23 protein-coding genes are annotated in these 24,945 nt (G+C 73.1%); 12 read left to right on the plus strand and 11 right to left on the minus strand.

All coding sequences use genetic code 11. The features are described from left to right. The first annotated feature begins 14 nt into the window (after nucleotides 1-14). Complete coding sequence (locus tag Aru02nite_RS26620; protein WP_203662291.1) at nucleotides 15-1,484, plus strand: glycoside hydrolase family 3 N-terminal domain-containing protein; 1,470 nt, start codon at nucleotides 15-17, stop codon at nucleotides 1,482-1,484. 4 nt (nucleotides 1,485-1,488) lie between these two features. On the opposite strand, the gene Aru02nite_RS26625 is transcribed toward Aru02nite_RS26620, so the two are convergent. Next, on the minus strand, nucleotides 1,489-2,637 hold the full coding sequence (locus Aru02nite_RS26625; RefSeq protein WP_203662292.1) for an MFS transporter: 1,149 nt from the start codon (nucleotides 2,635-2,637) through the stop codon (nucleotides 1,489-1,491). An 84-nt stretch (nucleotides 2,638-2,721) separates the two neighbouring features. Between Aru02nite_RS26625 and Aru02nite_RS26630 the strand changes: the two genes are divergently transcribed. The 5 genes from Aru02nite_RS26630 to Aru02nite_RS26650 all read left to right on the plus strand — a co-directional run bounded on the left by Aru02nite_RS26630 (nucleotide 2,722) and on the right by Aru02nite_RS26650 (nucleotide 9,269). Beyond that, nucleotides 2,722-3,312 (plus strand): TetR/AcrR family transcriptional regulator, encoded by a 591-nt coding sequence (locus tag Aru02nite_RS26630; protein ID WP_203662293.1) that lies wholly within the window; start codon nucleotides 2,722-2,724, stop codon nucleotides 3,310-3,312. Nucleotides 3,313-3,438: 126 nt separating this feature from the next. Further along, nucleotides 3,439-3,789 carry a hypothetical protein gene (locus Aru02nite_RS26635; RefSeq protein ID WP_203662294.1) on the plus strand — a complete coding sequence of 117 codons (351 nt, stop codon included), beginning with the start codon at nucleotides 3,439-3,441 and terminating at the stop codon, nucleotides 3,787-3,789. A gap of 130 nt (nucleotides 3,790-3,919) precedes the next feature. Next, nucleotides 3,920-5,887, plus strand: coding sequence for an alpha-1,4-glucan--maltose-1-phosphate maltosyltransferase (locus Aru02nite_RS26640; RefSeq protein ID WP_203662295.1), 1,968 nt, complete (start codon nucleotides 3,920-3,922; stop codon nucleotides 5,885-5,887). A 27-nt stretch (nucleotides 5,888-5,914) separates the two neighbouring features. Then, nucleotides 5,915-7,723, plus strand: a complete 1,809-nt coding sequence (gene treS, locus Aru02nite_RS26645; RefSeq protein WP_239076968.1) for a maltose alpha-D-glucosyltransferase — start codon at nucleotides 5,915-5,917, stop codon at nucleotides 7,721-7,723. A 166-nt stretch (nucleotides 7,724-7,889) separates the two neighbouring features. Further along, entirely contained in the window at nucleotides 7,890-9,269 is a 1,380-nt protein-coding gene (locus tag Aru02nite_RS26650; protein WP_203662296.1) for a maltokinase N-terminal cap-like domain-containing protein, read from the plus strand. A gap of 51 nt (nucleotides 9,270-9,320) precedes the next feature. Here Aru02nite_RS26650 and Aru02nite_RS26655 read toward each other — a convergent pair whose 3' ends face one another. Further along, complete coding sequence (locus Aru02nite_RS26655; protein WP_203662297.1) at nucleotides 9,321-9,986, minus strand: hypothetical protein; 666 nt, start codon at nucleotides 9,984-9,986, stop codon at nucleotides 9,321-9,323. A gap of 133 nt (nucleotides 9,987-10,119) precedes the next feature. Between Aru02nite_RS26655 and Aru02nite_RS26660 the strand changes: the two genes are divergently transcribed. Continuing rightward, entirely contained in the window at nucleotides 10,120-10,794 is a 675-nt protein-coding gene (locus Aru02nite_RS26660) for a uracil-DNA glycosylase (protein ID WP_203662298.1), read from the plus strand. Between the two features lie 84 nt (nucleotides 10,795-10,878). On the opposite strand, the gene Aru02nite_RS26665 is transcribed toward Aru02nite_RS26660, so the two are convergent. The 3 genes from Aru02nite_RS26665 to Aru02nite_RS26675 form a co-directional block, all read right to left on the minus strand. After that, nucleotides 10,879-11,175 (minus strand): hypothetical protein, encoded by a 297-nt coding sequence (locus Aru02nite_RS26665; RefSeq protein ID WP_203662299.1) that lies wholly within the window; start codon nucleotides 11,173-11,175, stop codon nucleotides 10,879-10,881. A 150-nt stretch (nucleotides 11,176-11,325) separates the two neighbouring features. Beyond that, nucleotides 11,326-12,108 carry an FHA domain-containing protein gene (locus Aru02nite_RS26670; protein WP_203662300.1) on the minus strand — a complete coding sequence of 261 codons (783 nt, stop codon included), beginning with the start codon at nucleotides 12,106-12,108 and terminating at the stop codon, nucleotides 11,326-11,328. A gap of 167 nt (nucleotides 12,109-12,275) precedes the next feature. Further along, complete coding sequence (locus Aru02nite_RS26675) at nucleotides 12,276-13,994, minus strand: serine/threonine-protein kinase (RefSeq protein ID WP_203662301.1); 1,719 nt, start codon at nucleotides 13,992-13,994, stop codon at nucleotides 12,276-12,278. Nucleotides 13,995-14,232: 238 nt separating this feature from the next. On the opposite strand from Aru02nite_RS26675, the gene glgB reads away from it, so the two are divergent. Then, nucleotides 14,233-16,377 carry a 1,4-alpha-glucan branching protein GlgB gene (gene glgB / locus Aru02nite_RS26680; RefSeq protein ID WP_203662360.1) on the plus strand — a complete coding sequence of 715 codons (2,145 nt, stop codon included), beginning with the start codon at nucleotides 14,233-14,235 and terminating at the stop codon, nucleotides 16,375-16,377. 215 nt (nucleotides 16,378-16,592) lie between these two features. Here glgB and Aru02nite_RS26685 read toward each other — a convergent pair whose 3' ends face one another. Continuing rightward, nucleotides 16,593-17,810 carry an MFS transporter gene (locus Aru02nite_RS26685; RefSeq protein ID WP_203662302.1) on the minus strand — a complete coding sequence of 406 codons (1,218 nt, stop codon included), beginning with the start codon at nucleotides 17,808-17,810 and terminating at the stop codon, nucleotides 16,593-16,595. A gap of 30 nt (nucleotides 17,811-17,840) precedes the next feature. Between Aru02nite_RS26685 and Aru02nite_RS26690 the strand changes: the two genes are divergently transcribed. Further along, entirely contained in the window at nucleotides 17,841-18,428 is a 588-nt protein-coding gene (locus Aru02nite_RS26690) for a TetR/AcrR family transcriptional regulator (RefSeq protein WP_203662303.1), read from the plus strand. A gap of 44 nt (nucleotides 18,429-18,472) precedes the next feature. Here the strand turns inward: Aru02nite_RS26690 and Aru02nite_RS26695 are convergent, their stop codons facing one another. Continuing rightward, entirely contained in the window at nucleotides 18,473-19,492 is a 1,020-nt protein-coding gene (locus Aru02nite_RS26695; RefSeq protein ID WP_239076969.1) for a MerR family transcriptional regulator, read from the minus strand. Nucleotides 19,493-19,686: 194 nt separating this feature from the next. Here Aru02nite_RS26695 and sigJ point away from each other — a divergent pair, with 194 nt between their 5' ends. Next, on the plus strand, nucleotides 19,687-20,577 hold the full coding sequence (gene sigJ, locus Aru02nite_RS26700) for an RNA polymerase sigma factor SigJ (protein ID WP_203662304.1): 891 nt from the start codon (nucleotides 19,687-19,689) through the stop codon (nucleotides 20,575-20,577). Nucleotides 20,578-20,634: 57 nt separating this feature from the next. On the opposite strand, the gene Aru02nite_RS26705 is transcribed toward sigJ, so the two are convergent. From Aru02nite_RS26705 to Aru02nite_RS26720, 4 genes are all read right to left on the minus strand, one after another. Continuing rightward, nucleotides 20,635-20,889, minus strand: coding sequence for a DUF397 domain-containing protein (locus Aru02nite_RS26705; RefSeq protein ID WP_203662305.1), 255 nt, complete (start codon nucleotides 20,887-20,889; stop codon nucleotides 20,635-20,637). Nucleotides 20,890-20,904: 15 nt separating this feature from the next. Then, nucleotides 20,905-21,171, minus strand: coding sequence for a DUF397 domain-containing protein (locus Aru02nite_RS26710; RefSeq protein ID WP_203662306.1), 267 nt, complete (start codon nucleotides 21,169-21,171; stop codon nucleotides 20,905-20,907). Further along, nucleotides 21,158-21,985 carry a helix-turn-helix domain-containing protein gene (locus tag Aru02nite_RS26715; RefSeq protein ID WP_203662307.1) on the minus strand — a complete coding sequence of 276 codons (828 nt, stop codon included), beginning with the start codon at nucleotides 21,983-21,985 and terminating at the stop codon, nucleotides 21,158-21,160. Before Aru02nite_RS26715 ends, Aru02nite_RS26710 begins: the two co-directional genes overlap by 14 nt. An 84-nt stretch (nucleotides 21,986-22,069) precedes the next feature. Then, entirely contained in the window at nucleotides 22,070-23,524 is a 1,455-nt protein-coding gene (locus Aru02nite_RS26720; RefSeq protein ID WP_203662308.1) for a glycoside hydrolase family 76 protein, read from the minus strand. 236 nt (nucleotides 23,525-23,760) lie between these two features. Here Aru02nite_RS26720 and Aru02nite_RS26725 point away from each other — a divergent pair, with 236 nt between their 5' ends. Together Aru02nite_RS26725 and arfB are read left to right on the plus strand one after the other, a co-directional pair. Continuing rightward, the gene (locus Aru02nite_RS26725; protein ID WP_203662309.1) at nucleotides 23,761-24,342 is read left to right on the plus strand and encodes a DUF6642 family protein; all 582 of its coding nucleotides are present in this window, start codon (nucleotides 23,761-23,763) and stop codon (nucleotides 24,340-24,342) included. A gap of 175 nt (nucleotides 24,343-24,517) precedes the next feature. Further along, nucleotides 24,518-24,943 carry an alternative ribosome rescue aminoacyl-tRNA hydrolase ArfB gene (arfB, locus tag Aru02nite_RS26730; RefSeq protein ID WP_203662310.1) on the plus strand — a complete coding sequence of 142 codons (426 nt, stop codon included), beginning with the start codon at nucleotides 24,518-24,520 and terminating at the stop codon, nucleotides 24,941-24,943. Nucleotides 24,944-24,945: the final 2 nt, after the last annotated feature.

Genomic DNA, 24,945 nt, shown 5'->3' on the forward strand with positions numbered 1-24,945 from the left:
GGGAACAGAACAGCATGATCGAACCGTCCCTGCGCACCCAGGCGCTGCGTACCCTGCTGGCCGCGTTCCGCGAGACCACCGCGCCGGACTGGGTGCGGCGACTCGGCGACGAGGGCCTCGGCGGGATCGTCCTGTTCGGGCACAACATCGTGGACCCGGACCAGGTGACCGGGCTGATCTCGACGCTGCGCGCCGGCCGGCCCGAGCTGATCGTGTCGGTCGACGAGGAGGGCGGCGACGTCACCCGCCTCGGGTACACCAGCGGCAGCCGGTACCCGGGGAACGCGGCGCTCGGCATCGTCGACGACGAGTCGCTGACCCGCCAGGTGTACCGGGCGCTCGGCTCCGAACTCGCCGCGCTCGGCATCACCCTCGACCTGGCGCCCACCGTCGACGTGAACTCGGCGCCGGACAACCCGGTCATCGGTACCCGGTCGTTCGGGACGGATCCGGCGCGGGTCGCCGCGCACACCGCCGCCGCGGTCGCCGGGCTCGCCGACGCCGGGGTCGCCGCCTGCGCCAAGCACTTCCCGGGCCACGGCGCGACCCGCGTCGACTCGCACGACACCGTACCGGTGGTCGACGCGCCGCTGTCCGTGCTGCGGGAGCGCGACCTGCCACCGTTCGCCGCCGCGATCGCCGCGGGCGCACCCGCGATCATGACCGCGCACATCCGGGTACCGCAGGTGACCGGTGAGCTGCCGGCCACGTTCAGCCCCGCCGCGCTGCGCGGGCTGCTGCGCGACGAGCTCGGCTTCACCGGCGCGGTCGTCACCGACGCGCTGGAGATGGGCGGCGCCGGCGCCGACGGGCTCGGTCACGCGGCCGTACGCTCGCTCGCGGCCGGCGCCGATCTGCTGTGCCTCGGCGCCCGCATCACCGAGGAACTGGTGGAGGCGACCGTCGCCGAGATCGTCGCCGCCGTACGGGACGGGCGGCTCCCGGCGGAACGGCTCGCCGACGCCGCCGCCCGCTCCGTCGTACTGGCCACGGCGACGCGGCCGGGGCCGGCGCGCAGCACCGCCGGCGACGGGTACGACGAGATCGGGTTGGCGGCGGCCCGCCGGGCGCTGCGCGTGCACGGGGTGGTGCCCGCGGCGCGTCGACCGCTCGTGGTGGAGCTGGACGCGCCGCCGACGATCGCGGTCGGCGAGGTGCCGTGGGGCCTGCTGCCGTACCTGGAGCGGACCGCCGCGGACGCCGACCTGGTCCGGCTGCACCCGCTGTCCGACCCGCCGATCGACGTCGGCGCGCTGGTCGACCGGTCCGCGGGCGAACCGCTCATCCTGGTCACCCGCGACACCCACCGGCACGAACGGATCCGCGCCGTCATCGAGGACATCACCGCCGCCCACCCCCAGGTGGTACTCGTCGAGATGGGGTGGCCGGCGTGGCGTCCGCCGCAGGCTCTCGGCTACCTCGCCACGTACGGCGCGGGGCCGGCCAACGCGCGCGCCGCCGCCGAGACGCTGCTCCCCCGCTGACGGTTCAGCGGGAGCGGGCCAGGGCGTACGTGACGGTGAGGCAGCCGAGCGCGGCCACCGCGGCGACCGCGAAGGCCGCCGGGTAGCCGGCGCGGGTGGCGACAAGTCCGCCGACCGGTCCGGCGGCGAGGATGCCGAGGTCCCAGAAGGACGTCATGGCGCCGACCGCCGCGCCGGGCCGCCCGCTCGTACGGCCGAGGGTCAGGGCGCTCGCCGCCGGGTACACCAGGCCGAGGCCCAGGCCGGCGACGGCGACGGCGGTCAGCGCGACGGCGGGTGAGCCGGCGGCGGCGAGCAGGGCGAGGCCGGCGGCCTCGACCACGAGTACGGTGCGCAGCACGCGCAGCGGCCCGAGCCGGTCCACCCACGGGCTGCCGGCGGCGCGGGCGGCGAGGAACGCCGCGGCGAACACCGCGAGCCCCGCGCCGGCACCGCCGATCCGCGCCAGGTACAGCACGAGCAGCGCGCTGAGCGTGCCGTACCCGTACGCGGCGAGGCCGAGCAGCAGGCCGGGCAGCGCGGCACCGGCCGGTACGACGTCGCGCCGGGTCCGCGGCAGCAGCGGGGTCGGCTCGGGTGGCGCGGCCGGTCGGCGGGTGGTGGCGACGAGGACGGCGGACACCACGGGCAGGGCTGCCACCAGGCCCCAGGCGTACGCGGGGCCGGCGAGGCGGTCGACGAGGGCGGCGAGGACCGGGCCGGCGGCGAGCCCGGACCACATGGACAGGCCGAACCAGCCGGTGACCCGCCCGCGCCGGTCGGGCCGTACGCCGGCGAGCACCCACGGCAGGCCGCCGGAGAACAGGGCCGCCTCGCCGAATCCCATCACCAGCCGGGCGGCGAGCAGGACGGGAACGTTCGGCGCGGCCAGGTGACCGGCGGCGCCGAGCGCGGTCAGGGCGGCGCCGGTGAGCATCGCGGCCCGGGACCGCCCGGCGTCCCCGGCGCGCCCGGCGATCGGCCGCAGCACGGCCGTGGCGGCGAACGCGGCGCCGACGACGAGTCCGACGGTGGCGGGCCCGGCGCCGAACCGGGTGACGACGGCGGCGGGGAGTATCTGGAGCGTCCCGCCGAGCGCCAGGTAGCCGCACAGCACGGCGACCCACAGCCGGCGTACGGGGGTGACGGTGGGCGGGGCGGCGACGGTGACCATGCCCAGGGACAGTACAGATCTGTACTGTCATAGTACAGATCTGTACTATGAGGTGGCCGACACGACCCGACGAGGAGCCGCCCGATGCCGCGCGGACCGGCCAACCCCACCGCCGTACGCGACCGGTTGCTGACCGCCGCGCGCGAACTCTTCTACGCCCAGGGCGTGCACGCGGTCGGCGTCAACGAGATCGCCGCCCGCGCCGGCGCGTCCAAGCTCAGCCTCTACCGGTACTTCCCGGCCAAGGACGACCTCGTCGCCGCCATGCTCGCCGAGCACAGCGACCGCATCCACGCCTGGCTGGTCCGCAACACCGCGGACGCGCCGGCCGGGGCGGACCGCGTGCTGTCGGTGTTCGACCTGCTGATCGAGTGGTTCGCCCAGCCCGGGTACCGCGGCTGCGCGGTGGTCAACACGGTCACCGACACCCGGGCCGAGCCGCGGGTCGCCGAGATCGCGCGCCGGCACCTGCTGCGGTACCGGGAGCTGCTGGAGACCCGGGTACGGGAGGCCGGCGGGCGGGAGCCTCGTGCCCTCGCCCGGCAGCTGCTGCTGTTGATCGAGGGCGCCAGCGTGGTCACCGCGATCGACGGTGACGCGCAGGCGGGCCGGGCCGCGCGCCGGGCCGCCCGGGATTTACTGTCCGCTCACCGTACCGAGCCGGCGGCGCGCTGACAGCGCTGGCGGCCGAGGGGTAGCGTGACCGGGCCAGTTCCGAAAAGCCCGTCCGTGGAGCAGTCAATGTCGTACCCCCCGCCCGGCCAGCAGCCGTACCCGCCGCAGCAGCCGTACGGTCAGCCGATGTCCGGGGCTCCGATGTCGGGCGCCGCGCCGCACTCGGCGCCGCCCGGCCAGTACCCGCCGCAGCAGGGCCAGTACCCCCCGGCGCAGTACCCGCAGCAAGGGCAGTACCCGCAGGGGCAGTTCCCGCAGCAGGGCCAGTACGGCCAGCCCCCGCAGTACGGGCAGCCGGCGTACAACCCGTACCAGTCCACGCAGTACGGGCAGCAGCCGGGCGGTAGCCAGTGGCAGGGCGTGGCGGCGAGCGTCGGCAAGTCGATCGCGATCCGGATGGGGATCCGCATCGCGATCACCGTGGTGGCCCTGATCATCGGCGGCGTCATCGCGCTGATCAAGGTGCTGGCCAGCTGACCCCGACGGGCTGAGGCCGGCCGCTTCCCGGTCGCCGCGGGCGGCTGATCGTGGCGCGCCGGCGATCTCCTGCCGAACATCTCGCGCGCCGTGCTGCGCCGACGCCGCACGGTGGATACCGTGGTCAGCGATGACCGGACGAATCCCCATTGAACGTGTCTCCCCCGTCGTGGACTGCGGCAGACACATGGCCAAGGCCGTGGTCGGCGAGCGGGTCACCATCGGCGCCACCGTGTACCGGGAGGGCCACGACGCCCTCGGCTGCAACGTGGTGTGGCGCAGCCCCGCGGGCATCAAGCAGCCGTTCACCCGGATGACCGAGTCGGCGTCCGGTCGGGACCGGTGGACCGCCGAGGTCGAGCCGGACCTGATGGGCCGCTGGACGTTCTGCGTCGAGGCGTTCGCCGATCCGTACCGGACGTGGCGGCACGCGGTGACGGTGAAGATCGACGCCGGGCAGGGCGTCGAGGACCTGCGCAACGATCTCGCCGACGGCGCCGAGGTGCTGGTGCGGGCGATCCGGTTGGCGCCCAAGGAACGCCGCCCGGACGTCACCGCCGCCGTGCTGGCGCTGCGCGACGAGTCGCTGGACCTGAACCACCGGGTCGCCCCCGCGCTCGCGCTGGCCGACCTGCTGTGGGAGTACCCGGTGCGTGACCTGGTGTCCCGGTCGGCGACGTACCCGGTGTGGGTGGACCGGCCGCGCGCGCTGTTCTCGTCCTGGTACGAGTTCTTCCCGCGGTCCGAGGCGGGCGTGCACCACCCGGCGGGCGTGGCGGAGCACGGCAGTTTCAAGACGGCGGCGGAGCGGCTGCCGGCGATCGCCGCGATGGGCTTCGACATCGTGTACCTGCCGCCGGTGCACCCGATCGGTGCGGTGAACCGCAAGGGCCGCAACAACGCGCTGGTCGCCGGCCCGGACGACGTGGGCGTGCCGTGGGCGATCGGTTCGGCGGACGGCGGGCACGACGCGGTCCACCCCCAGCTCGGTACTCTCGCGGACTTCGACGCGTTCGTCGCGCGGACCCGGGAGCTGGGCATGGAGGTCGCGCTGGACCTGGCGTTGCAGTGCGCGCCGGACCATCCGTGGGTCACCGAGCATCCGGAGTGGTTCACCCAGCGCGCGGACGGCTCCATCGCGTACGCGGAGAACCCGCCGAAGAAGTACCAGGACATCTACCCGTTGAACTTCGACCGCGACCCGAAGGGCATCCGGGCGGAGGCTCTGCGCGTGGTGCGGCACTGGATCGACCACGGGGTGTCGGTGTTCCGGGTCGACAACCCGCACACCAAGCCGGTGAACTTCTGGCAGTGGCTGATCGCCGAGGTGCACAAGACGCACCCGGACGTGCTGTTCCTGGCGGAGGCGTTCACCCGGCCGGCGATGATGCACGGGCTGGCGAAGGTCGGCTTCACCCAGTCGTACACGTACTTCACGTGGCGGACGACGAAGCAGGAGCTGACCGAGTACGGCGAGCAGCTGGTCGGCTCGATGGACCACATGCGGCCGAACTTCTGGCCGAACACGCCGGACATCCTGCACGAGACGCTCCAGCACGGCGGCCCGCCGATGTTCAAGATCCGCGCCGCGCTCGCCGCCACCCTCTCCTCCAACTGGGGCGTCTACTCCGGCTACGAGCTGTACGAGCACCTGCCGCGGCACGAGGGCAGCGAGGAGTACCTGGACTCGGAGAAGTACCAGCTGCGGCCGCGGGACTGGGCGGCGGCGGAGGCGGAGGGACGCAGCCTCGCGCCGTACCTGACCCGGCTGAACGCGCTGCGCCGGGCGAACCCGGCCCTGCAGCAGATGCGTGACCTCGTGTTCCACCCGATCGACAACGACGCGATGATCTGCTTCTCGAAGCGTGACCATCGCACCGGGAACACCGTTCTGGTCGTGTGCCTGTTGGATTCACACAACGTCCACTGGGGCAACACGGCGCTGGAGTTGCCCGCGCTCGGGCTGGACTGGGCGGACCGGTTCCGGGTGCGCGACGAGATCACCGGCGCCGAGTACGACTGGGGACAGTTCAACGCGGTGCGGCTGGACCCGCACCTGGAGCCCGCGCACGTGTTCACGGTGCACCCGTACCGATGACGCGCGATCTACTACCCGAGGTGTGCGGTGAGTGAGACGGTGGTCCGGCCGGTACCGGACGAGCACGAGGGCAGCCACGTCACCGCCGACGGCCAGGTGACGCACCCGCAGCCGGCGGACTACCGGTCGGCGCGGTCGCTGCCGACCGACCCGCACTGGTTCAAGCGGGCGGTCTTCTACGAGGTGCTCGTCCGGGCGTTCAACGACTCGACCGCGGACGGCTGCGGCGACCTGCGCGGGCTGACCGCCAAGCTGGACTACCTGTCCTGGCTGGGCGTCGACTGCCTGTGGCTGCCGCCGTTCTACGCGTCGCCGCTGCGCGACGGCGGGTACGACATCAGCGACTTCTACCAGGTGCTGCCGGAGTTCGGCACGGTGGAGGACTTCGTCCTGCTGCTGGACGAGGCGCACAAGCGCGGCATCCGGGTGATCACCGACCTGGTCATGAACCACACCTCCGAGGCGCATCCGTGGTTCCAGGAGTCGCGCCGCAACCCGGACGGCGAGTACTCCGACTACTACGTCTGGTCGGACGCCGACGAGCGGTACCCGGAGGCGCGGATCATCTTCGTCGACACCGAGGAGTCCAACTGGACGTACGACCCGGTGCGGCGGCAGTTCTACTGGCACCGGTTCTTCTCGCACCAGCCGGACCTCAACTACGACAACCCGCGGGTACAGGAGGAGATGCTGTCGGTCCTGCGGTTCTGGCTGGACCTCGGCATCGACGGGTTCCGGCTGGACGCGGTGCCGTACCTGTTCGAGCGGGACGACACGAACTGCGAGAACCTGCCGGAGACGCACGCGTTCCTGCGCAGCGTGCGCAAGGTCGTGGAGGACGAGTACCCGGGGCGGGTGCTGCTGGCCGAGGCGAACCAGTGGCCGACCGACGTGGTCGAGTACTTCGGCGACCCGGACGTGGGCGGCGACGAGTGCCACATGGCATTCCACTTCCCGCTGATGCCGCGCATCTTCATGGCCGTACGGCGGGAGTCGCGGTTCCCGATCTCGGAGATCATGCAGCAGACGCCGGCGATCCCGTCCGGTTGCCAGTGGGGCATCTTCCTGCGCAACCACGACGAGCTGACGCTGGAGATGGTCACCGACGACGAGCGCGACTACATGTACGGGGAGTACGCGAAGGATCCGCGGATGCGGGCCAACATCGGCATCCGCCGGCGACTCGCCCCGCTCCTCGACAACGACCGCAACCAGCTCGAGCTGTTCACCGCGATGCTGCTGTCGCTGCCCGGCTCGCCGATCCTCTACTACGGCGACGAGATCGGCATGGGCGACAACATCTGGCTCGGCGACCGGGACGCGGTGCGCACGCCGATGCAGTGGACGCCGGACCGCAACGCCGGGTTCTCCCAGGCCAACCCGGGCCGGCTCTACCTGCCGCCCATCATGGACGCGATCTACGGGTACCAGACGATCAACGTCGAGTCGCAGCTGAACTCGTCGGCGTCGCTGCTGCACTGGACCCGCCGCATGATCGAGGTACGCAAGCGGCACCCCGCGTTCGCGCTCGGCGACTTCCACGACCTCGGCGGCTCCAACCCGTCGGTGCTGTCGTACCTGCGGGAGTACAAGGGGCACGCGGATCCGGCCGACGAGGACTCGCCGGAGATCCACGACGTGGTGCTGTGCGTGAACAACCTGTCCCGCTTCCCGCAGCCGATCGAGCTGAACCTGCGGCAGTGGGAGGGCTGGGTACCGGTGGAACTGTCCGGCCTGGTGCCGTTCCCGCCCGTCGGCGAGCTTCCGTACCTGCTGACCCTGCCGGGGCACGGGTTCTTCTGGTTCCAGATCAGCGCGCGGGACGAGGGCACCTGAGCCAGGATGGGTGGGACGGCGGCGACGGCGGAGGGGTCGTGGGATGCCGCCGGGGTACGACCCCAGCAGGAGGCGACGCACGACCCCGGCGGCGCGGGGAAGGGACGCGAGGCATGAGGACGGACCCGGACACACGGCCCGGCGGGCCGACGGCCGCGGTGGCGGCATGACGACACCCGACGTACGGGCCCGCGGGCTCGCCGCGCCGCTCGCCGGCTGGCTGCCCGAACAGCGCTGGTTCGCCGGCAAGCACCGCACCGTACGCACCGTGACACCGGTGTCGTGCGTGGCGCTGGTGGAGACGGAGCCGCTGCTCGACCACGTGGTCGTCGAGGTGGCGTACGCGGCCGGCGCACCCGACCGGTACCAGCTGCTCCTCGGGTACCGGCGGCAGTTGCCGGAGAAGCTGCAGCACGTCCGGATCGGCGCCGTGGACGACCTCGTCGCGTACGCGGGGCTCTGGGACGACGTACTCGCCGAGGAACTGTTGCGGCTGCTCGACTCCGGCGCCGTCCGCGGCGGGCTGCGCTTCCGGCCCGAGGCGGGCGCGGCGATCCCGCGTGGCGAACCGAGCCGGGTGGTCGACGTCGAACAGTCCAACACCAGCGTCGTGTACGACGAGAGCGCGATCCTCAAGCTGTTCCGCCGCCTCACCCCCGGCCGCAACCCGGACGTGGAGCTGAACCGGGCGCTGCGCCGGGCCGGCTCCGAGCACGTCGCCGAACTGCTCGGCGAGGTCGAGGGCGAGCTGCTCGGCGACACCGTGTCGTACGCGATGGTCTCGGCGTACGCGGCGAACTCGGCGGAGGGCTGGGCGATGGCCACCGCGAGCGTGCGGGACCTGTTCGCGGAGGGTGACCTGCGCGCCGACGAGGTGGGCGGCGACTTCGCCGGCGAGGCCGAACGGCTGGGCGAGGCGATCGCCGCGGTGCACGCCGACCTGGCCGACACGCTCGGCAGTACGGAGCTGGACCGGGCCGGGTACGCGGAGCTGTCGACCGGGATGATCGGCCGGCTGTCGGACGCGGTCGGGGTCGTACCGGAGCTGGCGCCGCACGCGGACGCGCTGCGTACCGAGTTCGCGGCGGTGGCGGGGCTGACCGACGCCTGCCCGGTGCAGCGCATCCACGGCGACCTGCACCTCGGCCAGGTACTCCGGACGCCGACGTCCTGGCTGGTGATCGACTTCGAGGGCGAGCCGGTGAAGCCGCTGGCGGAGCGGCTGCTGCCGGACTCGCCGCTGCGCGACGTGGCCGGCATGCTGCGCTCCTTCGACTACGCGGCCGAGCACCTGCTCGTCGGCGACACGGCCGACGACCACCAGCTGGAGTTCCGGGCGCAGGAGTGGGCGGCGCGCAACCGCAAGGCGTTCTGCACCGGGTACGCCGGGGCGGCCCGGGTGGACCCGATGCGGCACGCCGCGCTGCTCCGGGCGTACGAGCTGGACAAGGCCGTCTACGAGGTCGTGTACGAGGCGACGCACCGCCCGGCGTGGCGGTCGATCCCGCTGCGGTCCATCGCCCGGATGGTGGCCGCCGGTTCCTGACGCGCGTCGACCCGGCCGCGCCACGCGGCCGGGTCGTTGGCGTATCGACGCTCAGCGCCGGCCGGTGACGATGCCCGCCGCGGCGACGAAGACCAGCAGCAGTGGCAGCGACACCACCGCCACCTGCGCCGGACCGCCGAGCAGGAACAGGTACCCGACGGCGGTGACGGCCATGGTCACCGCGAGCGCCGCCCCCACGTACGCCAGCCAGCGGGGCAGGCCGCGCCCGGCGAGTCCGACCGCGCCCGCGCCCACGGCGCCCAGCAGCAGCATCTTGACCCCGTCGACGCGGCTGACGGCGTCGTTGAGCGCGCCGGCCGCGGCGACGTGCCCGCCCGGTACCGCCCACAGCGTGAGCACCGCGCCGAGGCCGAACATCAACAGCGACAGGGCGGCCGCGGCGAGACCGGTGCCGCGCACGAGGCGCCCGTACCGGCCGCCGGCGGCACGACCGACGGCGGCGGTCACGACGGCCAGCCCGACCGCCGGCAACCCCTCGGTGCAGAGGAACTGCACCAGCCCGATCCCCTCGTGCCCCGCGTACTGCGTGATGACCTGCGCGCCGGTGGCGTGCGGGGCGGTGGACACCGTCGACACGGACAGCCCGACGATCCAGGAGGCGACGAAGCCGAGTCCGACGATCCCCGGCACCGTGCCGATCCCCCGGTACCACGGGCGGACGGTCGGCGTGCTCGCGTGGACGGCGCTGTGCGTCATGGCGTACTCCCCAGCAAGAGAATCAACGTAGCCATAAAGCTAATGCACTTAGCTTGGTTCGTCAAGCCGGCCGCCGCCCGATGCGGCGACCGGAATGCGGACGTGTCGTACCCGATGGGTAGGGTCTCTCGGCATGAGTGGGCGACCGTTGAGTGACGTTGTCGATCCGAGTTGGGCCGAGGCGCTGGCGCCGGTGGCGGACCGGATCACGGCCATGGGCGAGTTCCTCCGCGAGGAGAACGCGGCGGGCCGCGGCTACCTCCCCGCCGGGGACAACGTGCTGCGCGCGTTCCGGCAGCCGCTGGGTGACGTGCGGGTGCTGATCGTCGGCCAGGACCCCTACCCCACACCCGGCAACGCGGTCGGCCTGTCCTTCTCGGTCGCGCCCGACGTGCGGCTGCCGGCCAGCCTCCGCAACATCTTCAAGGAGTACTGCGACGACCTCGGCCACCCGCGGCCGGCGAACGGCGACCTCACCCCGTGGACCGAGCACGGCGTCCTGCTGCTCAACCGGTGCCTCACCGTCCAGCCGGGCAAGCCGGCCGCGCACCGCGGCAAGGGCTGGGAGGCGGTCACCGACGCCGCGATCCAGGCGCTGGTGGCGCGCGGCGGACCGCTGGTCGCGATCCTGTGGGGCCGCGACGCGCAGTCGCTGCAGCCGCTGCTCGGCGACACCCCGGTGGTCAAGAGCGTGCACCCCAGCCCGATGTCCGCCAGCGGCGGCTTCTTCGGCTCCCGCCCGTTCTCCCGGGCGAACGAGCTGCTCGCCCAGCAGGGCGCCGAGCCGGTCGACTGGAAGCTCCCGTAGAGCGTGACTTCCCTTTTCCCGCAAGGGATCGGGGCACCCTGACCTCGTACGCCGGTCCGGTCCACGGCCGGGCCGGCGTACCCGTCAGTGCGGGTCGACCTTCGTGTGCGACAGCGCGGCCAGCCGGTCCGACTCCGGCTGGAACAGCGGGCCGTCCACCTCGCGGGCGCGGGCCCGGTCCATCTTCTCCGGCGGGTAGAACCGGCGCGCCCAGTACGAGTCGGGCTTGGCGAGGCGGATCGCGCCGACCCACCACACCGGGTGCAGGAACAGTCCGGCGAACACCATGCCCTGCTTGCCCTTGAGCCCGGTGATCACGACCGGCACCAGGTACACCAGGACGGCGGCGACGACGATCGCCGCGACCACGAGCTTCTCCATCGTCGGATCCCTTCCCTGCCAACGGTTTTGCCTGGAACGTAGCCGCGTCCGGCGGGAGGGGTCCCGTACCCCGGCCCGGCCCGCTCCGCCTGGTCGACCCGGTGGTCGCCGGCGTCGGCGCCGCGTTGCGAGGCGACACGGACCCGCGGGTCAGGGGTGGTCGAGCAGCGCCAGGTCCGGCGGGATCAGCGTGGTGGAAAGCATGAGTTCGCGGAGCAGGTTGTCGTTGAGCGCGTTGCCGACGGGTTCGCCGACCTCCTCGCGGGTCAGCCCCGCGACACCGTCCCGGGACAGCCGGGTACGCACGGCGACCACGTGGTGTTCGACCCGCTTGGCGGTCCAGCCGGCGGCGGGGAACAGCTCGGCCAGCGCCTCCGCGGTCTGCCGCCAGGTCAGCGGCTGCGGGTGCGCCTCGTGCCGCAGGTACCGCTGGCCGAGCACGGTCAGTACGGCGCGCTCGTCGGGCGCGAGCCGCCACAGCCGCGGCGGTTGCGTGGGGTCGAGGTGGCGTGCGGTGGGGCGGTCGCCGGCCGTGGACGCCACGTACACCTCAAGGAGGTGGTCGCGGTTGCGGGCGCCGCGCACGAACAGCGGCGAGTACCCGGCGGTGAGGGGAACGGGGTCCTCGCCGTGGAACAGCAGCCTGGACCCGGGCAGGCGGATCGGCAGCCGGCCGGTGTTGCGTACCCACCAGCGGTTGTCCTCGCACAGCAGTACGCCATGCTGGCGGCTGACGCCGCGGTCGTCGGCGCCGACGCACACGTGCACGTCGTCGGAGTTGCGGCCGAACAGGATGGTGCGTCCCTCCCGGGGCCGCATCTCGATGCCGCCGGTGACCGCCAGCGCGAAGATCGTGCCCGGCACCGACTCCGGTACGCCGAGGGCGAGGCTGTCGTGTCCCGCCCGCAGCGCGTGCCCCGACGAACGTCGCACGTTGTGCACCCCGCACCTCCGTGTCCCCGCGTTCCCGCGTCCCGCGTTCCCGCGTCCCGCGTCCCGCGTCCCGCGTCCCGGCCAGCATCGACCCGGCCGGTACGACAGGTCTACCGCTCGGTGCGGGGACCGCTCCCCGGCGGGCGCCGTATACCGGGGTGGTGCGGTCAGGGGTGCGGGAGGCGCGCGGCGGCGGTACGGGCCAGCCGGGTCGCGGTGGCGCAGTACCGGGAGCCGTGGCCGTGGCCGTGTACGACGAGGTAGACGAGTTCCTCGGTGGGTTGGCCGTGCGGGTCGCCGTACCGGCGTTGGACGACCTGGACGAGGCAGGTGCCGCCGCCGTCGCCGTCGGGCTGCACGTACCCGGTGTGGCCGGCGAGGGTGACGGGGCTGCCGTCCTCGGTGGTGAGCGGCTCGTTGCGGTCGAACCGGAGGCGGATGTCGGTGTCGCCGGTGCCGTCCCAGGCGCAGTCCCAGCCGGCGAAGCCGCGTTCGGCGGTGCTGGTGTCGACGCCGGGCGCGCCGCGCAGCAGCCGGCACGCGTCGACCCGGGCCAGCGACCCGGCCGGGAACCCGGTGGCGCGCCGCGGCAGGGTGCCCTTGCGGAGCGCGTCGACCGCGGCGGCCGTACCGGTGTCGGCCATGCCGCAGAGCGACGCGGTGCCGTCGGCGAGCAGTTCGGCCGTGACGTACACCTGGTAGCCGTCGCCGATGACGACGACCCGGTCGCACTCGTCGTCACCGGCCGGCGCGGCGATCACCGGCATCCCGGCCACGTACGTGCGGTGGCCGGGCGGCAGCGCGCCGACCGCCAGCTCGGCGCGTACGTCGACGTCGGGGCCGGCGGAGCGCTGCACGATCGCGTCGCACCGGTTGAAGTTGCCGTAGTCGGTCTCCACGTCGACCCGGCCGTACCGGCCGAGCCGGTCGGGTGACAGCAGCGCGCACGGGTCCGCGGTGGCCGCCGCACCGACCGCCGGTACGGCCGCGGCCCGCGGGATGTCGCCGCCCGCCGCGAGCGCCACGACGGCGAGTACGACCAGCAGTGCCACCGCGACCGGGGTACGGCGGGCGCGCGGGCGTACCCGGCGGCGGGGCTGGGCGACGGCGGTGAGCCGGGCGCGGGCCTGGGCGGCGGTGGGCCGGGCGGCGGGGTCGGGCGCGAGCATCGCGGCGAGGACCCGGGCGAGCGGCGCGCCGGCACGTACGGGCGGGGCGATCGCGCCCGACCGGGACCGCCGTTGCAGTGCCGCCGGGCTGTCGGAGCTGCCGAACGGCGAGACGCCCTCGACCGCCGCGTACAGCGTGGCGCCGAGGGAGAACACGTCGGAGGCGGCCGTCGGCTCGCGACCGTTCGCCACCTCCGGCGCCAGGTACGCGGGGGTGCCGCGGAGCCGGCCGTCGCCGAGCGCGGCATCTTCGGTGAGCTGCCGGGACAGCCCGAAGTCGGTGAGTTTCGCGACGCCGCCGTCGGCCACCAGCACGTTGCCGGGTTTCACGTCGCAGTGCACGATCCCCTTGTCGTGCAACGCTTCCAGCGCGCCGGCGAGCTGCGCCCCGAGCGCCGCCGTACGCCGGGGCGACAGCGGTCCGGTCGCGCCGACGAGCTGCGCCAGGCTCCGCCACGGCAGGTACTCCATGACCAGCCAGCGGTCGTCGCCGTCGGGGACCACGTCGTACAGGGTGACGACGTGCGGGTGCTGGAGCACGGCGGCGATGCGCGCCTCGCGGCGGACCTGCCGCCCGCCGCGCGGCCCGGTCAGGTGGGACCGCTTGACCGCGACGACCCGGCCCAGCTCCTCGTCGGTGGCACGCCACACGAGCCCCATGCCGCCCAGCCCGACCTGTTCCTCCAACCGGTACCGGCCGGCGATTAGCGCACCCATCCGCACTACCCTCCGTACCGCCCGACAAAGCGGTCAGTACGGCAGCTTAAACCGCACGACCCCGGGCTTTCGGTACGGGCCGGCGCCGCGGCCCGGCGCCCAGTCTGCGCCCGCACCGGCCCGCCCCCGCCCGAGCCGCGACACGACCCGCCGGTACCGGGCGCAACGGCGCGCGGCGGACGGCCGGGGCGCTTAGGGTTGTCAGGTGGCGACTGCGCGATCGGTGGACAGGGCCGAACTGGACCGGTTGGTACGGGGCGAGATCCACGACCCCCATGCGCTGCTGGGTGCGCACCCGGTCGGCGACCGTACGGCGGTGCGGACGCTGCGGCCGGGTGCGGACACGGTCGTGGTGGTCGACGGCGACCAGCGGTTCCCGGCGACGGCGGTGCACGACGGCGGCGTGTTCGAGGCGCTGCTGCCGGGTGGGCCGCGCGACTACCGGCTGGAGGTCACGGACGCGGCGGGCACCCGCGTCGTGGACGACCCGTACCGGTGGCTGCCGACGCTGTCCGACACCGACCTGCACCTGATCGGCGAGGGCCGGCACGAGGAGCTGTGGCGGGTCCTCGGCGCCCACGTCCGCTCGTACTCGACGCCCAACGGCACGGTGGCCGGCGTGTCCTTCGCCGTCTGGGCGCCGAACGCGCGGGCCGTCCGGGTGATCGGCGACGGCGTCGGCTGGGGCCCGTACGCCGGGCTGAACATGCGCTCGCTGGGCTCGTCCGGCGTGTGGGAGCTGTTCGTACCGGACTTCCCGGCCGACGGGCTGTACAAGTACCGGGTCCTGGGTCCGGACGGGCAGTGGCGGGAGAAGGCCGACCCGATGGCGCAGGCCACGGAGGTGCCGCCGCGCACCGCGTCCCGGGTTTTCCGCTCCACGTACGACTGGTCGGACGCGGCGTGGATGTCGCACCGGCGCCAGGCCACCTGGCACGAGCTGCCCATGTCGGTGTACGAGGTGCATCTCGGGTCGTGGCGGCCGGGCCTCGGCTACCGGGAGCTGGCCGACCAGCTCGTCGAGTACGTGACGACGTTGGGCTTCACGCACGTGGAGTTCCTGCCGGTGGCGGAGCACCCGTTCGGCGGGTCCTGGGGCTACCAGGTGACCAGCTACTACGCGCCGACCGCCCGGTTCGGCGGCCCGGACGACTTCCGGCACCTGGTGGACCGGCTGCACGCCGCGGGCATCGGCGTGATCCTCGACTGGGTGCCGGCGCACTTCCCGCGCGACGAGTGGGCGCTGGCCCGGTTCGACGGTACGCCGTGCTACGAGCACGCCGACCCGGGCCGCGGCGAGCACCCCGACTGGGGCACGCTGGTGTTCGACTTCGGCCGGCGCGAGGTCCGCAACTTCCTCGTCGCCAACGCCCTGTACTGGTGCGAGGAGTTCCACGTCGACGGGCTGCGGGTCGACGCCGTCGCGTCCATGCTCTACCTGGACTACTCGCGCAACGAGGGCGAGTGGACGCCGAACGTGCACGGCGGCCGGGAGAACCTCGACGCGGTGTCGTTCCTCCAGGAGGCGAACGCCACCGTGTACAAGAAGTACCCGGGTGTGGTGATGGTGGCGGAGGAGTCGACCGCGTGGCCCGGCGTCACCCGGCCCACGTACCTCGGCGGGCTCGGGTTCGGGTTCAAGTGGAACATGGGCTGGATGCACGACACCCTGTCGTACGTGGCGAAGGACCCGGTGTACCGGCAGTACCACCACCACGAGATGACCTTCTCCCTCATGTACGCGTGGAGCGAGAACTTCGTGCTGCCGATCAGCCACGACGAGGTCGTGCACGGCAAGGGCTCGCTGTACGGGAAGATGCCCGGCGACGAGTGGAACAAGCTCGCCGGCGTACGGGCGCTGCTCGGGTTCATGTGGGCGCACCCGGGCAAGCAACTGCTGTTCAGCGGCAGCGAGTTCGCGCAGCCCGGCGAGTGGAGCGAGGAACGCGGCCTGGAGTGGGACGCGCTCGCCGACCCGGGGCACGCCGGCGTCGCCGCCATGGTCGCCGACCTGAACGCGCGCTACCGCGACCTGCCGGCGCTGTGGAGCCAGGACACCTCCCCCGCCGGCTTCGCCTGGATCGACGCGAACGACGCCGCCGGCAACGTCTTCTCCTTCCTGCGCTGGGGATCCGACGGCAGCGTCGTCGCCTGCGTGGCCAACTTCTCCGGCAGCCCGCACCCCGACTACCGCCTCGGCCTGCCGCGTACGGGACGGTGGGTGGAGGCGCTGAACACCGACGCCGAGTCGTACGGCGGGTCGGGGTGGGGCAACTTCGGCGAGGTGACCGCCACCGACGAGTCGTGGCACGGCCTGCCCGCGTCCGCGACGATCCAGGTACCGCCGCTGGCCGTGGTCTGGTTCCGCCACACCGACTCCTGACCCTCCACAATGGACCCCGCGGCCAGGTCAGGCCGCGAGGGACGACCAGTGCGGCCCGGACGCTCCACAGTGGACGCGCACACCCCGGCGAGAGCGCGGGTCGACGGGTCGTCGGCTCCGCCACGACCGACCGCCGACCCTCCACAACGGACCATCCGCGTCCCGGTCCAGTCAGGGGCGCCGGCGGGTCCGGGCCCCGGTACGAGCGGGCCCGGTCAGGGGCGGCGGGCGGGCAGGTCGGCGCGGGTGAACAGGGCCGGTGCGAGTACCGCGCCGAGGACCAGAAGTGTTGCGGCGCCGGCGATCGGGGCGCGCAGGCCGTACCGGTGGGCGACGAAGCCGGCGGCCAGCGCGCCGAGCGGACCGGCGCCGAGGGTGACGAGCCGGAAGGCGCTGCTGACGCGGCCGAGCATCCGGTCCGGCACGAGCGACTGCCGGGTCGACACCGCCACCACGCTCCACAGGCCGTTCGCCGCACCGAACACGCCGACCGCGATGCCCGCCGGTACGGGATGGGTGGCGAGCGCCATCCCCGTCGCTCCGGCCCCGCCGACGGCGACCGCGGCGAGCAGCACGGTGCGGGATCCGACGGCGGCGGCGATCCGGCCGGCGGTCAGCGATCCGAGTACGCCGCCGACGGCGAACGCCGCGACGAGCAGCCCGTACCCGAGGCTGCCGAGGTGCAGGACGCCGCGGGTGTAGAGCACGAGCAGGGCCACGGCGACGGTGGTGACGAGGTTGAGCAGGGCCCCGTACGCGCAGAGCCGGCGCAGCAGCCGGTGGCCGAGCAGGAACCGCAACCCGGCCACCACGTCCGCGCGTACGGTACCGGCGGCGCGCGTGGCGGGTGGCGCGGCACGTACCGGGATGGCGGCGACGAGGATCGCGGCGGCGGCGAAGCTGGCGGCGTCGACGAGGAACGGCGCAGCGGCCAGCGCGGTGAACAGGGTGGCGCCGACGGGCGCGCCGAGCAGCGTGTCGGCGACGAGCATGCCGGCCTGGAGCCGACCGTTGGCGGCGGGCCGCTGCGCCTCCGGTACGAGCGCGGGGACCATCGCGGCGGAGGCGCTGTCGTACAGGGTGCCGACGCTGGTGAGGGCGAACGCGACGACGAGCACGACGGGCAGCGTGACCGTACCGGTGAGGACGGTCGCGGCGAGGACGGCGACGACGGCGGCGCGCACGACGTCGAGGCGCCACAGTACGCGGCGGCGGTCGACGCGGTCGGCGAGCGCGCCGGCGAGCAGGCCGAAGAGTACCCAGGGCAGTTGTTCGGCGACGGACACCAGGGAGACGAGCCGCGGGTCGGTGGTGACGGAGGCGGCGAGCAGCGGCAGCGCGATCCAGTGCACGCCGTCGCCGAGCGCGGAGATCGTACTGGCGACCCAGAGCAGCCCGAACGGCCGTACCCTGGATGCATGCGCAACGGACATGAACCGGAGTCTGGTTCAGGTTTTGCCGCCGTGTCAAGCCGCGGCACCCCACGGCAGGAGCGCAGCCGGGCGAAACGGGAACAGATCCTCGCCACCACGGCCGCGCTGCTCATCGAGCTGCCGTACCACGAGATCAGCACCAAGCTGATCGCCGAACGCTCCGGCGTCGCCGTCGGCTCCCTCTACCGCTACTTCGCCGACAAGACGGAGATCGCCAACGCGCTGCTGCTGCGCTGGCTCGACCGCATGACCGCGGTACTCGACGGCGCGCTCGCCGACCCGCCCGCCCGCGCCTCCCGGCTCGTCGACCGCGTCGTCGACGCGTACGCCGACTTCTACCGGTCCGAGCCGGGGTTCCACCAGGTCTGGTTCGTCGGCGGCACCGCGACGCACCTGCCCCGCGACGTGTCCGACGCCCACGACGAACTGATCGCCAGCCACTTCCGCGCCGTCCTGACCCAGCGGTACGGGATCGCCGTGTCGGTGCGGCAGTCCCGGGTCGCGGTGACCGTCGGCGACAAGCTCCTCAACGAGGCGTTCCGGGACGACCCGGCCGGCGATCCGGCGATCCTGGCCGAACTGAAGCTCGTCCTCCGCCGCTACCTCCGCACCGACTGACGCGAGCCGCCGGGACGGCACCGCAACCGGTCAGCAGGGGGCGGTCAGGGCAGCCGGACGGGCATGAGCACCGAGTACGTCCCGGGGTCGGTGGGGTGGCGGACGGCGAGCGGGTGCAGCGGCCCGTCGAGGTCGAGGACGAGCTGTCCGGCGGGCGCCGCGTCGAGCGCGTCCAGCAGGTACCCGCGGTTCACGGCGGCGACGAACCCGGGCGTGGTGGGATCGACGACGCGGAGCGCACCGGCGGGGTCCAGTCCGAGCGCGGCGACCGGACCCTGCGCCTCCGGTACGGTGTGCACCGGGCCGTCCGCGAGCATCGCCCGCAGCTCCCCCGCGTCGACCGGGATCCGTTGTCCCCCAACCGAACCCACCACCATCCGGTACGCCGGGTAGTCGCCCGGGTGGGCGGTGAGCGTGAGGTCGGCGAGGTGCAGCACGTCGCCGTCGATACGGGCGTCGAGCGGGTCGGCGGCCAGCGCGGCGATCCGGTCCAGCTCCGCCCTCGGTACGGGCAGCCGGCCGGCGGGCCCCGACCGCCCCGTCACCGGTACGGCGCTGACCGCCATCCGGTACCGGTCGGTGGCGACCAGGGTCAGCCGCTCGTCGTCCACCTCGAACAGCACCGCGTCGAGGTCGGCGGGGCCGGCGGTGGGCAGCGCGAACCGTACCGCGTCGAGGGCGTGGCGCAGGTCGGCGGCGGTGACCCGGAACGCGGTCACGGCGGGATCGGTCTCGGACATCACGGACTCCAGTTCTCGTCGGGCATCGGCCAGCCCGGCCTCCAGCCGGGCCAGGTGTCCGGCGACGAGCGCACCGACCAGGGCGCGGTCGTGGCGGGCGGCCACCAGCGCGCGCATCTCGGCCAGCGGCATCCCGACCCGGCGCAGCCGGGCCAGCAGCCGCGCGACCGGCACCTGGTCCCGGCCGTACCGCCGGTAGCCGCTGCGCGGATCGACCCGCCGCGGTACCAGCAGGCCGGCGCCGTCGTAGAAGCGCAGCGCGCTGACCGGCAGCCCGCCGGCCCGCGCCATCTCCCCGATACCGAGCAGCTCGCCGTCGTACACGCCCGGAACCCTCCCGTCTCGACCAGGTCGAGAGTCAACCCTGCGCCCCGCGGTCGAGTCCACCGCGGACCGGGTGGAGCGGTGGGGTATCTGCCCGTACGGGCGCTTCGCGGACGTGATCTGGGCCGCGGCTGTCACATCCGGCGCCGCCGATGGGTCAGTGTGGTGACAGCGCGAACGGGAGAGTGTGACACGTGACCGAGAACGAGTTCCTGGCCGAACAGTTCGAGCAGCAGCGCGGACACCTGCGCGCCGTGGCGTACCGGATGCTCGGGTCGCTGACCGAGGCGGACGACGCGGTGCAGGAGGCGTGGCTGCGGGTCAGCCGGGCCGGGACCGACGAGGTACGCAACCTCGGCGGCTGGCTGACCACCGTCGTCGCCCGGGTCGCCCTCAACATGCTGCGGTCCCGGCGTACCCGGGGCGAGCAGCCGCTCGACACGCACGTACCGGATCCGGTGGTGAGCCGGGAGGACCGCGTCGACCCGGAGCAGCAGGCGCTGCTCGCCGACTCCGTCGGGCTGGCGCTGCTCGTCGTCCTCGACACGCTCGCGCCCGCCGAACGGCTCGCGTTCGTGCTGCACGACATGTTCGGCGTGCCGTTCGAGGAGATCGCCGACGTGCTGGACCGCTCCCCCGCCTCGGCGCGGCAGCTCGCCAGCCGCGCCCGCCGCCGCGTACAGGGGCAGCCCGTCGCGCCCGACCCGGACGTGGTGCGGCAGAAGCAGGTCGTCGACGCGTTCCTCGCCGCGTCCCAGGCCGGCGACTTCGACGCCCTCGTCGCCGTCCTCCACCCCGACGTCGTACTCCGCGCCGACGGTGGCCTCTCCCGCCCGCAGCTCTCCAAGGAACTGCACGGCGCCGACGCCGTCGCCGGCTCCGCGCTCATGTTCCGCCGCACCGCCACCGAAGGCGTCCACCGGCGCGTCCTCGTCAACGGCGCCGTCGGCACCATGTCCTGGGTCGACGGCCGGCCCACCTCGCTGCTGGCCTTCACCGTCGTCGACGACCGGATCACCGCCATCACGATCCTCGCCGACCCCGACCGGCTCGCCGGCCTCGACCTCACCGTCCTGGACGACTGACGGCGACGGGCTCCGGTCCACAGTGGACCGGAGCCCTTCGGTTGGTACGCAAGCGGATCAGCCGATGCGGCCCCGGCGTACCGCGTCGGTGAACGCGGCCCACGCGGCACCGTTCACGCTCAACACCGGCCCCCGCCGGTCCTTCGAATCCCGCACGTACCAGGTCGCCCCACGCTCAGCGACCTCCACGCACTGCCCGCCCTGCGATCCACTGCGGCTGCTCTTGCGCCACGCCAACAGGTCGAACCCGACCTCGACGCAGTTACCGCCCTGGGTACTGCTGCGACTGCTCGTCCACCAGCTCACACTCATAGCGCTCTCCTGTCCTCAGCCGAGGCGATTTCCTCGTACCGCGTCGGTGAACGCCGCCCACGCGGCGCCGGCCATACTCAACACCGGCCCCTGCCGGTCCTTCGAATCCCGCACGTACCAGGTCGCCCCACGCTCAGCGACCTCCGCGCACTGCCCGCCCTGGCCGGTGCTCCGGCTACTCGTACGCCAGTCGAGCGTGTCGACCGCGACCTCGATGCAATTCCCGCCCTGGCTGGTGCTGCGGCTGCTCTTCCACCATCTCAGATGCTCAGGGGCTCTCATACCGCTCTCCAATCGTGCGGACGATCAGCTCGACCGACTCTTCCACGGACAGGGCCTGCCCGCGAATCGCGTCGAACGCCAGCCGGCACCGTTCCACAGCAACTGGGTCGGAAATGACCTGTCCGGCGGCCGGCCCCTCGATGTAGGCGATGCGCTCCTGCCGCGGCAGTTCCATGAGCGCGAAGGCACCGTCCACGCCGATGTGGCTGCTGCTCGCCATTGGTAGCACCGAGAGCCGGATGAACGGACGCTGGGTGGCTCTCACCAGATGCCACAACTGGTCCACCATGATCTGCCTGCTACCGAAGGGACGGAACAGCACGGACTCATCGATCACGAACCAGAGCAGTGGAGGGTCGTCACGTTCCAGGATCTGTTGACGCCGGAGTCTCGCCGCGATCGACGTCTCGATTTCGGCCGCCGGCTTCGGCGGCCAGCCGACGACCAAGTTCGCCCGGGCATAATCCTCGGTCTGTAGCAGCCCTGGGATCGCCAGGACCTCGAACTCGTTCAGCGCGACGGCCTCGGCTTCCAGTGCCACGAACGAGCGGAACCAGTGCGGGTGGACGTCGTGCGCGAGGAGCGGCCAGAGGCCGAGCAGTGCGCCGTCGCAGCCGAGGACCCGGTCGCAGACCGCCAGGAACTCGTGTGTGGGCGGGCGTTGGTGCGTCTCGACCATGCCGATCAGCGCGGGCGAGTAGTTCATCTGGCGGGCCAGATCGGCCTGGCTGAGCCCGGCCAGCCGTCGTCGGCGGCGGAGTTCGTGGACGAAGTAGTCGCGGACTGTCTCGGGTGGTGCCGGGTCGGTGTCCATTGTGGACCTCTCGGTGTCGCCCCGTTGCGAACGGCCAGATGGTACTCCGCCGCAACGGGACGTCACTGTCGGATACACGCTGGGTCAGCCGGTGATGTTGAGGAGGTCGAGGGCGGACTGCTGGCGGGCGGCGTCGGTCGTGTCGAGGGGGCCGGCCCAGTGGAAGCCGTACTGGTCGAAGGCATTGCGGTCGTCGGTGTAGACCGCGTTCGCTTGGCGCGTCAGGTATCCGCTGTACGGGTGGTCGCCCAGCGCCGCGTTCAGCGCGCCGAGGCCGCGGACGTACGCGCCCTTGAAGGAGGGTCCGTCGCCGCCGCCGTCGGTGCCGGCCTCACCGGGTTCGGCGAGGATTCCGTTGGGGTTGAGCGCGGTCGCGGTGGTGGAGGCGTCGGCGAGGCTGCGCCCGGCGGTCAGCAGCGAGGCGTCGTTCGTGGCCCGGTACAGCTCGGCGAGCCCACCGAGCACCACGCCCTGGTTGTACGACCAGGTGGTCTGGCCGTTGTTGGCGCAGCCGGCGGTGAGCCCGTCGTTGACGAGGTGCGAGCCGTTGATCATGCCGGACTGCTGGAACCAGCTCCACTCGTCCTTCGCCCGCGTCAGGTACGTGGTGTCGCCGGGGATCCGGTTGTGCAGCGCCGCGGTGAGCCGCAGGTACAGCTCGTTCGGGATGGCGTTCTTGTACGTCCTCGCGGTGCTCCACCAGACGCCGCCGCCGCAGGTGGAGTCCCAGTACCGGGCCATGTGGTCGGCGTCGGCGCGGGCGGTGTCGAGGTAGCGCGGGTCGCCGGTCAGGTCGTACGCGTCGACCCAGGCGAGGCCCCACCACCCCGTGTCGTCGATGTAGTCGTTGGTGAAGTTGCCACCCTGCGCGTTGACGTTCCTGTCGTACGTGGTCGCGATCGCGTACTGGTAGCTGGCCATGCCGGAGGTGCGGATGTTGTCGATGACGGCGGTCAGCGCGTTCGCGGAGTTCCACCAGCCGGTGGTGTCGAACAGGCCGGTTCCGTTGTCGTAGAAGGCCATCAGCGCGGTGGCGGCGGCGCGGCGCCGGTCCGCGGCGTTCCAGGTGGTGCGGGCCCACGGGGTGCAGGCGATCTCGGGGCGGTTGCCGGCCTTGCCGCAGGCGCGCAGCGCACCGATGGACTTCGCGCCCCAGTCGTCCGCGTTGTACATCAGCGTGCGCCAGCCGCGGGAACCGTCCGGCACGCTCGTGTCGCCGAGTTTCGAGCCGGACGACCAGGTACGCCCGCCGTCCCAGGACCGGTCCAGCCACACCTCGTCGCCGGGGTCGCCGTTGTCGATGCTGGCCCACATCATGTCGTCGGCGTCGTCGGCGTGCAGCACGATCTGCCGGGACCACACGGTCGCCGACACCGGAGTACGGTCGCCCGCCGCCAGCGCGGGATCGCGCGCGTCGCAGTACTTGTCGCACACGGCGGCGTGCGGGTGGACGGGGGCGGCGGTGGCCGCGGCGGGCGGGACGAGCAGGGTCGCGGCGAGTACGCCACCGAGGGCGAGCCGCAGGGGTCTGGACGCCATGAACGCCTCCGAACGGGTCGATGCCGGCAGGATGCCTGACAACGGTGTCAAACCGACATGTCACCCCCTCCACACCACCCCTGTCAATGCCCCGCCGCCCGACCCCGCCGCGACCACCCCGGTACGCCCGGTGACGGCGCGCGGCGCGGCTCCACCCGGAGGGGTGGTACCGCTGGGTCGTTGTCGGGGGCTGCTCTTAGACTCCGCTGGGCTGTCGCCGGAAGGGCTGGTGTGGTATGTCGCGGGGTGGGGTGTTCTGCGTCGAAGGTCAGTGGGCGCGCGATCTGACCAGCAAGGGGTCGGTGCTGCCGACCCTGGAGCTGCTGGAGCGCATCCAGAGCCTCCGGTACATCCACAAGGACGTCGCCACCGCCCAGGAGCTGGAGTACTACCTGGACCGCTGGACCCTCAAGCAGTACGACGACTACAACGTCGGGTTCTTCGCGCTGCACGGCGAGCCGCAGCGGCTGCTGCTCACCGAGTTCAACCACCACGACAACACCATCGAGCTGGACGAGGTGGGCGAGATCCTCGCCGGCAAGTGCACCGGTCGGCGGCTGTTCTTCGGCAGCTGCGCCGTGCTCAAGGCGCCCGACCGGGCCCTGCGCGACTTCCTCGACCGCACCGGCGCCGCGCTGATCTGCGGGTACACGAAGACGGTGGACTGGGTGGAGGCCGCCGCGTTCGAGACGGTGCTGCTCGACCGGCTCGTCAACGGCAAGCGCGTCGACTCCGCCGAGTCGACCATGCGGTCCGCGCGGTTCGCCGCGTTCGCCGACCATCTCGGCTTCCGCGTCCTCTACCGGAACGGCCGGTGAACCCTTTGTCCGTCCACAGTGGACTTTCCGGGCCGGCGGCGGAACGCGCGCCACGGTGGACGCTCCCGGCCGGTAGCGGCACGCGCCCGACGGTCCGGCCTTGCCGCGCCGTGACCTGCGGACCCGCCGGCACCACCGTGACGTGCGTCGATGCCCCGTTGGCTAGGCTGGACCGATGCCCGACGTACTGGCCGTGACGCGCTCGATCTCGATCCCCGGGGCCGAGCTGCACTGGCGCTTCTCCCGGTCCGGCGGACCGGGCGGCCAGGGCGTCAACACGGCCGACTCGCGGGTCGAGCTGTCCTGGGACCTCGCCGGCTCCACGGTCCTGTCCCCCGCGCTCAAGCGGCGCGCGGTCGACCGGCTCGGCGGACGGCTCGTCGACGGCGTCCTCACCGTCGCCGCCTCCGAACACCGGGCGCAGCTCGACAACCGGCGCGCCGCCGCCGACCGCCTCGCCACCCTCGTACGGGAGGCGGTGGCGCCACCGCCGCCACCGCGCCGGCCGACGAAGCCGTCCCGCGGCTCCGTCACCCGCCGGCTCAACGCCAAGCGCCGCCGCGGCGACATCAAGAAGCTCCGCCGCGACACCGACGACTGACG

It is taken from the genome of Actinocatenispora rupis (assembly GCF_016861975.1).
In the GTDB taxonomy this organism is placed as follows: domain Bacteria; phylum Actinomycetota; class Actinomycetes; order Mycobacteriales; family Micromonosporaceae; genus Actinocatenispora; species Actinocatenispora rupis.